We start from the raw sequence: 14,003 nt of genomic DNA, 5'->3' as shown, positions 1-14,003 counted from the left end.
TCGCGTCCCCTTACGGATCCCAGGAGTAGATCGTGCTCTCCCCACAGGACCTGTCCGACCACACCTTCCCGAAGCTCTTCGCCGAGCAGGCCGCAGAGCGCCCCGATGCCGTCGCACTGGTGACGGAGGGAGAGGCTCTCACCTACGCCGAGCTCGCCGGCCTCGTCGAAGAGCGGGCGCGCGGCCTGTCCGGGTGGGGCGTACTCCCCGGGGACACGGTGGGAGTATGCCTCGAACGTGGCCGCGAACTGGTGGTGTGCATGCTCGCGGTGATGCGGGTCGGCGCCGCCTACCTTCCCCTGGACCCCGCCTACCCGGCCGAACGCCTGGCCTTCGTAGCCGCCGACTCCGGGGCCGACCTGGTACTCACCGAGGGCCGGCACCTCGGAATGCTCCCGGACGACATCCACATCCGCCCCGCCACCGAAGTCACGGGGGCCGCCGCGCTCCCCGGCGCCCGCCCGCGGCTCGACGACGTCGCTTACACCATCTACACCTCCGGTTCCACCGGCCGCCCCAAGGGGGTCCTGGTCACCCACCGGGGCATCGCCGACCTGGCGGCCACCCAGCGAGCCCGCATGCAGGCCGACTCCGGCTCGCGGGTACTGCAGTTCGCCTCGCCCAGCTTCGACGCCTCGGTATTCGAGGTCTGCATGGCCTTGCTCAACGGCGCCGCCCTGGTGGTCCTGCCGCGGCACCGGCTGCTGGGCGAGGCCCTGGTGAACACCCTGCGCGACTACCGGATCAGCCACGTGACCCTGCCCCCGGCTGTGCTGCCGGGGCTGTCCCCGGAAGGGCTGGGAGACCTGCGGGCGGTGATGGTGGCGGGCGAATCGTGCCCCGGCGAGATCGTGGACCTGTGGTCGCGCGGGCGCCGGATGTACAACGGCTACGGCCCGACCGAGACGACCGTGTGCGCGACGATGAGCGATCCCCTGTCCGGCGACACGGTGCCGCCGCTCGGCCGAGCCGTCGACGGCACCGCCGTCCGCGTACTGGACGAGCGGCTCCGACCGGTCCAGCCGGGGGGAGTCGGGGAGCTGTACATCTCCGGTTCCGGACTGGCCCGCGGCTACCGGGGCCGCCTGGGCCTGACCTCCGAACGCTTCGTCGCCGACCCCTACGGCCCGCCCGGGGCCCGGATGTACCGCTCCGGCGACCTGGTGCGCGTTCGTCCCGACCACGCCCTGGAGTTCCGCGGCCGCAGCGACGACCAGGTGAAGCTGCGCGGGTTCCGGATCGAGCCCGGGGAGGTGGAGAGCGCCATCGCCCGGCTGCCCGGCGTCGCCGGCGCCGCGGTGATGGTGCGTGAGGACCGCCCGGGAATCCGGCGGCTGGTGGCCTACGCGGCCGGAGACCCGCGGCGGCCCGCCCTGGACGGCGATCGGGTGCGCGCGGCGCTGGCCGAGGAGCTGCCCGCACACATGGTGCCCTCCGCGGTGGTGGTGCTGGCGGCCGTGCCCACCACCCCGAACGGCAAGGTCGACCGCGACCGGCTCCCCGCGCCAGACGAAGCCGTCCCCGCGCCGGAGTACGTCGCTCCGCGGGACGCCGCCGAGCAGGCGGTCGCCGAGGAGTTCGCCGCCGCCCTGGGCCTGGACCGTGTGGGCGCGCACGACGACTTCTTCGCCTTGGGCGGCGACTCCATCCTCGCCGTCCGCGCTCTGTCCCGCATCGGGGCGCGGCTCGGCACGCACATGGACCGGCGGGCTCTGTTCACCCTGCCTACCCCGGCCCGGCTGGCCGCCGAGGGCACCGGCACTGCTGGGGACCTGCAGCCGCTCCCCCGCGCCGACCGGAACCGGCCACTGCCCCTGTCAGCGGCCCAGCGTCGGCTGTGGTTCCTCTACCAGCACGATCCCGAAAGCGCCGAGTACTACACCGGCAGCGCTTACCGGTTGACCGGACGGCTCTCCGTCCCGGCGCTGCGCGAGGCCCTCACCGGCCTGCAACTCCGGCACGAATCGCTGCGCACCACCTACGCCGCCACCGACGACGGCCCGGTGCAGCTGGTCCACGGCCCGTGGGAGCACCCCGCTCTGCTGACCGAGTGCGACCTGAGCGGTGAGGAACACGAGGAACGGCCGCTCACGGAGCGGCTGGAGGCGGCGCTCACCGCCGAGGTGGAGCGGCCCTTCGACCTCCAGAACGGTCCTGTGTTCCGGGCGCTGCTGATCCGGCTCGGCGACGACGACTACGTTCTGGTGTTGAGCGCGCACCATATCGCCTGCGACGGCTGGTCGGTCGACGTCATCGCCCGGGACCTGGCGGAACTGTACCGGGCCGGCCGGGACGAGCGCGCCGGGGCGGAGCCGGAATACGGCGCAGACCGGGTGGACTACGCCGACTTCGCGGTGTGGGAGCAGGACCGCTGGATCGGGCCCGAAGTAGGCGACCGCCTGCAGTACTGGCGGCGGGAGCTGGAGGGGGCACGCCCACTGGAGGTGCCCACCGACCGGCCTCGGCCCGCCGCACGGACCACGGCCGGCGCGGTGCACCGGCTGGACCTGGGCCCGGAACTGACCGGGGCTCTCAAGGACCTCGGGCGGCGGCACGGGACCACTCTGTTCACCGCCCTCACCGCTCTCACCCAGTTGCTGCTGTCCACCTCCTCGGGTAGCAGGGACACCACGCTCGGCGTCGCCTCGGCCGGGCGCGATCATCACCAGGTCGACGACGTGGTCGGGTTCTTCGTCAACCCCGTCCCGATCCGGTCGCGGGCCGCCCCCGGCACCACCCTCGGGGAGTTCCTGGACGGCGTGCGCCGCACCGTCCTGGACTCCCTCGACCGCGAAGTGCCTTTCGACCGGGTCGTGGACGCGGTCGGAGTCGACCGCGACCCGGGCCGCACCCCGCTCTTCCAGGCGATGATGGTGCTGCAGAACGCCCACACCGGGGAGTTGGCCCTGCCCGGTCTGGACGCGCGCCCGGTGGACCTGCCGCGCACGTCGGCCCTGTTCGACCTGGTCTTCGAGTTCACCGAGCGGGCCGGAGGGCTCCAGCTCACCGTCGAGTACAGCACCGACCTGTACGACGCCGAGCGGATCGCCGGGCTCGCCGAAGGGCTCCGCCGCATCGCCGACCTGCTGGTGGCGGACCCCGGACTGCCGATGGCGCAGCTCGACATCCGCCCGGAGGCCGAGCGGCGCGCTCTGACCGCCTGGGAGGAGAGCGACCGCCGGGCGCCTGCGGCCACGGTCCCGGAGGCTTTCGCCGGGCAGGTCGCCCGGACCCCGGAGGCGGTGGCGGTCTCCGGGCCGGGCGGGGATCTGACCTACGCCGACCTCGATGCCGCCTCGGCCGCCCTTGCCGACCGGCTGAGCGCACACGGGGCGGGCGCCGAGTCGCCGGTGCTGCTGGTCCTGGAGCGGGGCGCGCATCTGGTCACGGCGATGCTCGCGGTGCTGCGCGCGGGCGCCGCCTATGTCCCGGTCCATGCCGACGACCCGGCCGAGCGGGTGGGCCGGCTGGCCGAGGAGACCGGCGCGGTGTGCGCGATCGCCGACGCCGTCTCGGCCGGGCGCGTCCCAAAGCACTGTGGCCTGCCGGTCCTGCGCCCGGACGAGCAGGCACCGGACCGAGCCGTGCCGGCCGGAGAGACCCGGGCGGCGGAGACCGGAACCGGCGGCGCCCACCCGGCGCGGATCACCCCGCAGAGCCTGGCCTACGTGATGTTCACGTCCGGGTCCACGGGAATGCCCAAGGGCGTGGCCGTCACGCACGGCGACATCGTCGACTTGGCGCGCGACCGGAGGTGGAGCGGCGGCCGGCACGACCGGGTGCTCTTCCACTCCTCGCACGCCTTCGACGCGGCCACCTACGAGATCTGGGTGCCGCTGCTCAACGGGGGAGCGGTCGCGGTCGCGCCTCCCGGGCGCCTGGACGCCGAGGAGTTCGCCGCCGCGGTCGAGCGGCACGGCGCCACGGCGACGTTCGTGACCGCCTCGCTGTTCGCCCTGTACGCCTCACAGGATCCCGCCTGCTTCACCGGTCTCCGGGAGGTGCTCACCGGCGGCGAGGCCGCCAACCCCGGAGCCCTCGACCGGGTCCGGCGCGCGTGCCCGGACACCCTGGTCGCCAACGTGTACGGGCCGACCGAGACGACCACGTACGCCACCCTATTCCCGGTGGAGGGGGCGGCCCCCGTCCCCGAGCCGGTGCCGATCGGCGGGCCGCTCGACGGCACGCGGCTTCGTGTCCTCGACGGCCTCCTGCGCCGCACCCCGATCGGCGCGGTCGGCGAACTGCACATCGGCGGGGCGGGACTCGCCCGCGGCTACACGGGCCGACCCGGCCTGACCGCCGAACGCTTCGTCGCCGACCCCTACGGACCTCCCGGCGCCCGCATGTACCGCACCGGCGACCTGGTCCGCTGGAACCGCGACGGGCAACTGGAATACGTCGGCCGCGCCGACGAGCAGATCAAACTCCGCGGCTTCCGGATCGAACCGGGCGAGGTCGAATCGGCACTGCTGCGCCGCCCTGAGGTGGCCGAGGCCGCTGTGCTCGTCCACCGCTCCGACTCCGGCGGCCGACGGCTGGTGGGCTACGCCGTCGGCCCCGACGGCCGGATCCCCGATGCGGAGGTGGAGGGCGCACAGGCCGCACTGGCTGCGGAACTCCCGGCGTACATGGTGCCGCAGGTTCTGGTGCCGTTGGATGCGATGCCGCTGAACGCCAACGGGAAAGTGGACCACCGGGCGCTCCCGACACCCGACTGGACAACACAAACCGGAAACGGATACATCGCCCCACGCTCCGAGACCGAGCGGATCCTGACCGAAGCATTCACCACCGTCCTCGCAGAAGAGAACATCGGCATACACGACGACTTCTTCGCACTGGGCGGCGACTCGATCCTGAGCATCCAACTCGTCTCCCGCGCCCGCAACGCCGGCATCACCATCACCTCCAAACACGTCTTCGCCCACCCCACACCCGCAGCACTCGCCACCGTCGCCCAAACCAACCACACCGACCAACCCACCCCCACAGGCCCCACCACCGGACCCCTCACCCCCACACCCATCATGCGCTGGTTCCAGCACACCCACCCCATAGCACCGCACCACTTCAACATGTCGGTCCTGCTCGACCTGGAACACGACACCGACACCAGCGCCCTGCCCGCCGCAGCCGCCGCCTTGCTGCACCACCACGACATGCTCCGCCTCCGAATGGAGGCCACCGGCGAATTCCACATCGCCGACCCCGCAAACACCCACCCCGCCATCGAAACCGTCGACCTCACCGGCCTCGACACACACCAGACCCAAGAAGCCCTCTCCCACCACACCCACCGCACCCAATCCTCACTGGACCCGCAATCAGGCCCGATGATGCGCATGGTGCTGTTCACCGACCAGAACGCCCCCCGCCTGCTCATCGTCGCCCACCACCTCGTCACCGACGGCATCTCCTGGCGCATCCTCCTCGAAGACCTCACCACCGCCTACCGCCAAACCACCACCGGCCACCCCATCGACCTCGGCAAACGCACCACCCCCTTCCCCACCTGGGCCCACCGCCTCACCCAGGCCACACACGACGGACACTTCGACCACGAAACCCGCCACTGGACCGACCTCGCCCACACCCCGGCCCGCATCCCCCGCGACCACGACCACCCCGGCAACGGCCCCGCCTCCTCACAACACACCGTCACCACCCGCCTGACCCCCCACACCACCCGAGCCCTGCTCCGCGAAGCGCCCCACGCCTACCGCACCCAGATCAACGACCTCCTCCTGACCGCCCTCGCCCCCGTGCTCACCGAATGGGCCGACACCGAACAACTCCTCATCGACCTGGAAGGACACGGCCGCGAAGACCTCTTCGACGACCTCGACCTCTCCCGCACCGTCGGCTGGTTCACCACCATGTTCCCCATCGCCCTCACCTCCACCGGCGACTGGGACACCCGCATCAAAACCACCAAGGAGATGCTGCGCTCCGTCCCCACACGCGGACTCGGCTACGGCGCTCTACGCCACCTCGCCACCACCACCGACCTCGACCACATCCCCCACCCCGACATCTCCTTCAACTACCTCGGCCGCTTCGACACCGAAACCGACACCCTCCACACCGGACTCCAACTCAACACCGGCCACGAACACGACCCCCGAGAAGAACGCACCCACCTCCTCGACATCGTCGGCCGCATCGAAGACGACACCCTCGCCTTCGACTGGATCTTCTCCGACCGCACCCACGACCGGGCGACCGTGACCGCCCTCGCCGAGGACTACACCACCGCCCTGCACACCCTCATCCAGCACTGCCTCAGCGACGACGCCGGCGGCGCCACCCCCTCCGACTTCCCCCTCGTCGACCTCGACCAGCACACCATCGACCGCCTCACCACCCCCGACACCCGCGACATCCTCCCCCTCACCCCCATGCAACAAGGCATGCTCTTCCACTCCGTACTGGACGAAGACCCCGCCTACCTCGAACAACTCACCCTCCACCTGGACAACGTCGAAGACCCCCACCGCCTGGCCCGCGCCTGGCAACACGTCATCGACACCACCCCCGCCCTCCGCGCCACCCCCGCCTGGGACGGCCTCGACACCCCCGTCCAAACCGTCCCCGACCACGCCCACCTCCCCACCACCCACCACGACTGGCGCCACCTTCCCCCCCACGACCAGAACCAGGCCCTGACCGACCTGGGCACCCACGACCAGCAGACCGGCATAGACCTCACCCGCGCCCCCCTCATGCGCATCGCACTCGCCCGCCTCTCCCCCACCCGCACCACCCTGATCTGGACCTTCCACCACCTCCTCCTGGACGGCTGGAGCCTGCCCCTGGTCCTCTCCGACGTCTTCACCGCCTACAACGGCAAACCCCTCCCCACCCGCCCCCCGTTCCGCGACCACCTCGCCTGGATCAACAACCAAGACGACCGAACCGGACTCGACCACTGGCGCCACACCCTCACCGACATCACCTCCCCCACCCCACTCCCCTACGACCGCCCACCCCAGGACACCCGCACCGCCCGCTCCCGAACCCGCGTGGAAACACACCTGCCCCGCCACCACTCCGACACCGTGCACCGCTTCGCCCGCGAACACGGCCTCACCGTCAACGCCCTCGTCCAAGGCGCCTGGGCCCTACTGCTCTCCGCCCACTCCGGCGACACCGACATCGTCTTCGGCGCCACCACCTCCGGACGCCCCGCCGACCAACCCGACATCGAAAACACCATCGGCATCTTCATCAACACCCTCCCCGTCCGCATCCCCATCACCCCCCACACCCCCGTCACCACCTGGCTCCACCACCTCCAAGAACACCAGGCCGCCGCCCGGCAACACGACTACGTCCCCCTCTCCCGCATCCAACGCGAAGCCGGCCTCTCCGGCGACACCCAACTGTTCGACAGCATCGTGGTGTTCGAGAACTACCCCGTCGACACACAAACCGCCCGCGACCACGGCATCGACGTCCTCAGCGTCGCCGCCGAAGAAGCCACCAACTACCCGCTGACCCTCGTCGCCTATGACGGCGACCGGCTCACCACCCAGCTCCGGTACGATCCGGACCTGTTCGACGAGCAGACCGCCGAACGGCTGCTGACCCACTTCGTCTTCCACCTCGAGTCCCTGGTCGCCGATGCCGCGAGGCCGATGTGCGCCCTGCCGGCGCAGACTGCGGACGAGCGCGACCGCGTCGCCGCCTGGGGTGACGGCGGCCCGGCGCTGGAGAGACTCACCTTCGTCGAACTGTTCGCCGAACAGGTGCGGCTACGCCCCGGCGCCACTGCGCTCATCGGCCCCGACACAGAGTGGACCTACGCCGAACTGGACCGGCGCGCCGAAGAGGTCGCCGCCCGCCTGCACAGCCTCGGTGCCGGGCGCGGCACGACCGTCGGGGTCTCGCTCCGGCGCGGCCCCGGCCTCGTCACGGCACTGCTCGCGGTCGTCAAAGCCGGCGCCGCCTACCTGCCCGTCGACCCCGACTACCCGGTCGAGCGCCGGGAGTTCATCGTGCGCGACTCCGGGGTGCGTCTCCTCATCACCGAGGAGGCCGAGGCCACCGGGGCCGACGGAACCGCCGGGCCGCCGCGCACCACCCTCGCCGAGCTGACCGCCGGCTCCGCTCCCGCGGACGCGGACGCCGGGGGTGCATCCGCCCCCGCACCACCCGGCCCGGACGACCCCGCCTACGTCATCTACACGTCCGGGTCCACCGGCACGCCCAAGGGCACCGTGGTGACTCACCACGGGATCGGCGCGTTCGCCGCGTCCATGGTCGAACGCTTCGGGACCGACCCCCGCTTCCGGGTCCTGCAGCTCGCCTCGTCCAGCTTCGACGCCTCGGTCATGGAGGTCCTGATGGCCTTCGGCGCAGGCGCCGCCCTGGTCGTGCCCGAGCCGGGGCCGCTGGTCGGCGAGGACCTGGCCTGGACACTGCTGCACTACCGCGTCGGCCTGACCATCATTCCGCCGTCCATCCTGGCCACCGTTCCGGCGGGGAGCTATCCGGACCTGCGCACACTGGTGGTCGGCGCGGAGGCGTGCCCGGCCGAACTGGTCAACCGGTGGGCACCGGGCCGTCGCATGGTCAACGCCTACGGGCCGACCGAGACCACCATCGCCGCCTCGCTCAGTGATCCGCTCGCTCTAGGCCAGGCACCGCCGATCGGACGCCCCGTCCAGGGGACGCGGCTTCGTGTCCTCGACGGCCTTCTGCGCCGCACCCCGATCGGCGCGGTCGGCGAACTGCACATCGGCGGGGCGGGACTCGCCCGCGGCTACACGGGCCGACCCGGCCTGACCGCCGAACGCTTCGTCGCCGACCCCTACGGACCTCCCGGCGCCCGCATGTACCGCACCGGCGACCTGGTCCGCTGGAACCGCGACGGGCAACTGGAATACGTCGGCCGCGCCGACGAGCAGATCAAACTCCGCGGCTTGCGGATCGAACCGGGCGAGGTCGAATCGGCACTGGTCGCACTGCCCGGGGTCCGGCAGGCGGCAGTCGCGGTCCGCCGCGACGCGCCCGGCGGAGCCGCGCTGGTCGGCTACGTGGCGGGCGGCGCCGATCCGGTCGAGGTGCGGGACCGGCTCGCCCGGACACTGCCGGCGCACCTGGTCCCAGCGGCCGTCCTGCCCGTGGACGCCGTACCGCTCACCCCCAACGGGAAAGTGGACCACCGGGCGCTCCCGACACCCGACTGGACAACACAAACCGGAAACGGATACATCGCCCCACGCTCCGAGACCGAGCGGATCCTGACCGAAGCATTCACCACCGTCCTCGCAGAAGAGAACATCGGCATACACGACGACTTCTTCGCACTGGGCGGCGACTCGATCCTGAGCATCCAACTCGTCTCCCGCGCCCGCAACGCCGGCATCACCATCACCTCCAAACACGTCTTCGCCCACCCCACACCCGCAGCACTCGCCACCGTCGCCCAAACCAACCACACCGACCAACCCACCCCCACAGGCCCCACCACCGGACCCCTCACCCCCACACCCATCATGCGCTGGTTCCAGCACACCCACCCCATAGCACCGCACCACTTCAACATGTCGGTCCTGCTCGACCTGGAACACGACACCGACACCAGCGCCCTGCCCGCCGCAGCCGCCGCCTTGCTGCACCACCACGACATGCTCCGCCTCCGAATGGAGGCCACCGGCGAATTCCACATCGCCGACCCCGCAAACACCCACCCCGCCATCGAAACCGTCGACCTCACCGGCCTCGACACACACCAGACCCAAGAAGCCCTCTCCCACCACACCCACCGCACCCAATCCTCACTGGACCCGCAATCAGGCCCGATGATGCGCATGGTGCTGTTCACCGACCAGAACGCCCCCCGCCTGCTCATCGTCGCCCACCACCTCGTCACCGACGGCATCTCCTGGCGCATCCTCCTCGAAGACCTCACCACCGCCTACCGCCAAACCACCACCGGCCACCCCATCGACCTCGGCAAACGCACCACCCCCTTCCCCACCTGGGCCCACCGCCTCACCCAGGCCACACACGACGGACACTTCGACCACGAAACCCGCCACTGGACCGACCTCGCCCACACCCCGGCCCGCATCCCCCGCGACCACGACCACCCCGGCAACGGCCCCGCCTCCTCACAACACACCGTCACCACCCGCCTGACCCCCCACACCACCCGAGCCCTGCTCCGCGAAGCGCCCCACGCCTACCGCACCCAGATCAACGACCTCCTCCTGACCGCCCTCGCCCCCGTGCTCACCGAATGGGCCGACACCGAACAACTCCTCATCGACCTGGAAGGACACGGCCGCGAAGACCTCTTCGACGACCTCGACCTCTCCCGCACCGTCGGCTGGTTCACCACCATGTTCCCCATCGCCCTCACCTCCACCGGCGACTGGGACACCCGCATCAAAACCACCAAGGAGATGCTGCGCTCCGTCCCCACACGCGGACTCGGCTACGGCGCTCTACGCCACCTCGCCACCACCACCGACCTCGACCACATCCCCCACCCCGACATCTCCTTCAACTACCTCGGCCGCTTCGACACCGAAACCGACACCCTCCACACCGGACTCCAACTCAACACCGGCCACGAACACGACCCCCGAGAAGAACGCACCCACCTCCTCGACATCGTCGGCCGCATCGAAGACGACACCCTCGCCTTCGACTGGATCTTCTCCGACCGCACCCACGACCGGGCGACCGTGACCGCCCTCGCCGAGGACTACACCACCGCCCTGCACACCCTCATCCAGCACTGCCTCAGCGACGACGCCGGCGGCGCCACCCCCTCCGACTTCCCCCTCGTCGACCTCGACCAGCACACCATCGACCGCCTCACCACCCCCGACACCCGCGACATCCTCCCCCTCACCCCCATGCAACAAGGCATGCTCTTCCACTCCGTACTGGACGAAGACCCCGCCTACCTCGAACAACTCACCCTCCACCTGGACAACGTCGAAGACCCCCACCGCCTGGCCCGCGCCTGGCAACACGTCATCGACACCACCCCCGCCCTCCGCGCCACCCCCGCCTGGGACGGCCTCGACACCCCCGTCCAAACCGTCCCCGACCACGCCCACCTCCCCACCACCCACCACGACTGGCGCCACCTTCCCCCCCACGACCAGAACCAGGCCCTGACCGACCTGGGCACCCACGACCAGCAGACCGGCATAGACCTCACCCGCGCCCCCCTCATGCGCATCGCACTCGCCCGCCTCTCCCCCACCCGCACCACCCTGATCTGGACCTTCCACCACCTCCTCCTGGACGGCTGGAGCCTGCCCCTGGTCCTCTCCGACGTCTTCACCGCCTACAACGGCAAACCCCTCCCCACCCGCCCCCCGTTCCGCGACCACCTCGCCTGGATCAACAACCAAGACGACCGAACCGGACTCGACCACTGGCGCCACACCCTCACCGACATCACCTCCCCCACCCCACTCCCCTACGACCGCCCACCCCAGGACACCCGCACCGCCCGCTCCCGAACCCGCGTGGAAACACACCTGCCCCGCCACCACTCCGACACCGTGCACCGCTTCGCCCGCGAACACGGCCTCACCGTCAACGCCCTCGTCCAAGGCGCCTGGGCCCTACTGCTCTCCGCCCACTCCGGCGACACCGACATCGTCTTCGGCGCCACCACCTCCGGACGCCCCGCCGACCAACCCGACATCGAAAACACCATCGGCATCTTCATCAACACCCTCCCCGTCCGCATCCCCATCACCCCCCACACCCCCGTCACCACCTGGCTCCACCACCTCCAAGAACACCAGGCCGCCGCCCGGCAACACGACTACGTCCCCCTCTCCCGCATCCAACGCGAAGCCGGCCTCTCCGGCGACACCCAACTGTTCGACAGCATCGTGGTGTTCGAGAACTACCCCGTCGACACACAAACCGCCCGCGACCACGGCATCGACGTCCTCAGCGTCGCCGCCGAAGAAGCCACCAACTACCCGCTCGCACTCAGCGCATACGCCACCGAACGCATCCGCCTGCTCATCGGCTACGAGCCCGACCACTTCAACGAGGCCACCGCCGAATCCCTGCTCGACGACCTGGCGGCGCTCCTCGTCGGCCTAGCGGCCGACGGCGAGCGCCCCCTTGGCGCGGTACGCGGCGCTGACGCCTCCGCTACGGCCGACTTCACCGACGGCGCCGCGCTGGACCCGCCCGAGCGCACGGTGGACGAACTGTTCGCCGAACAGGTGCGGCTACGCCCCGGCGCCACTGCGCTCATCGGCCCCGACACAGAGTGGACCTACGCCGAACTGGACCGGCGCGCCGAAGAGGTCGCCGCGCACCTGCGGGCCCACGGAACGACCCCCGACTCCCGGGTGTTCCTGGCACTGCCGCGCTCGCCGCACGTCGTCGCCGCCATGCTGGGAGTCCTCAAAGCGGGGGCCGCCTACGTCCCGCTGCATGACGCCGTGCCCGCCGAGCGGGTGGCCGCCCTGGCCGCCGACAGCGGGGTGGACACCGCGATCGCCGCACCCGGTGCGCTGGACCTGTTCACCGGGGCGGCTCCGATCGCCGTGCACCGTTACGGCCCCGACGGGATCACCGCGGTCACCGCCGGCCGGAACGCGGCCCGCCCGGTGGGCGACGCCGCCCCGCGGACGCTTCCGACCTCGGCCGCCTACACCATGTTCACCTCCGGGTCCACAGGTACACCCAAGGGCGTGGTGGTCGACCATCGCAACATCGTGGCCCTCACCCGGGACGGCCGGTGGACGGGGGCGGCCCACGGGCGGGTCCTGTTCCACTCCCCGCACGCCTTCGACGCGGCCACCTACGAGGTCTGGGTACCGCTGCTCAACGGCGGCACCGTCGTGGTGGCCCCCGAGGGCGGTATCACCGCCGACACGGTCCGCGGCGCCGTCCGCGACCACGGAGTGAGCGCGGTCTTCCTGACCACCGCCCTGTTCAACCTCTTCGCCCGGCAGGACCCGGGCTGCTTCGCCGGGCTGCACCAGGTGTGGACCGGCGGCGAGGCCGCCGACCCGTCGTCCTTCGCCCGCGTGCTGGAGGAGTGCGGGGACACCGAGGTGGTGCACGTCTACGGGCCGACCGAAACCACGACGTTCGCGACCTGCACCCCGATCGGGCGGGATCGGGTGCACGCGGGGAGCTGTCCGATCGGTCGGCCGATGGACGGAACCCGCGCCCGCGTGCTGGACACGGCCCTGCGCCCGCTCCCGGTCGGCGCGGTCGGCGAACTCTACCTCGGCGGGGACGGCGTGGCGCGCGGCTACGGCCGCAAGCCGGGACTGACCGCCGAGCGGTTCGTCGCCGACCCCTACGGCCCTCCCGGCGCCCGCATGTACCGCACCGGCGACCTGGTCCGCTGGGAGGGCGACGGACAGATCGCTTTCGTCGGCCGCGCCGACGGTCAGATCAAACTCCGCGGCTTCCGGATCGAGCTCGGCGAGATCGAGACCGCGCTGGCGGGTGTCCGGGGAGCAGCCCGGGGCGCGGCGGCGGTGACCTCCTCGCCCTCGGGGGCGCAGGTGCTGGCGGGGTACCTGACCGAGTCCGCGCCCGGCGCCGTCGACACCGCAGCCGCCGCGGACGAACTCGCCCGGTCCCTGCCCGCCTACATGATCCCGTCGGTCCTGACCGTCGTGGAGTCTCTGCCGCTCAACGACAACGGCAAGGTGGACCGCCGAGCGCTGCCCACTCCGGACTGGACGCGGATCACCGAGGACCGGTACGCGCCGCCGGAAACGCCCACCGAGGAGCTGGTGGCCGAGGTGTGGGCGGAGGTGCTCAAGCTCGACCGGGTCGGGCGCGACGACAACTTCTTCGACGCCGGCGGCGACTCGGTGATGAGCCTCCAGGTCGCCGCCGGGATCCGGGATGCCCTGGACGTCACCGTGCCCACCCGGGCCCTGTTCGACCACCAGACCGTCCGGGCTTACGCCAAGGAAGTCGAGGACGCGCTCATGGGCGAGCCGGCGGACTGACGGCCCGGAGGGGTGGTGCGGCTCGCG

General features: G+C 71.4%; 1 protein-coding gene. It reads left to right on the top strand.

What is annotated here, in order from left to right; genetic code table 11:
• The first annotated feature begins 32 nt into the window (after positions 1 to 32).
• Positions 33 to 13,976 (top strand): non-ribosomal peptide synthetase, encoded by a 13,944-nt coding sequence (locus HNR25_RS18350; protein WP_184637099.1) that lies wholly within the window; start codon positions 33 to 35, stop codon positions 13,974 to 13,976.
• The last annotated feature ends 27 nt before the right edge of the window (positions 13,977 to 14,003 follow it).

Origin of the sequence: Streptomonospora salina (assembly GCF_014204715.1) — a bacterium.
GTDB lineage: Bacteria > Actinomycetota > Actinomycetes > Streptosporangiales > Streptosporangiaceae > Streptomonospora > Streptomonospora salina.
This window is presented reverse-complemented; position numbering and strand designations above follow the sequence as displayed.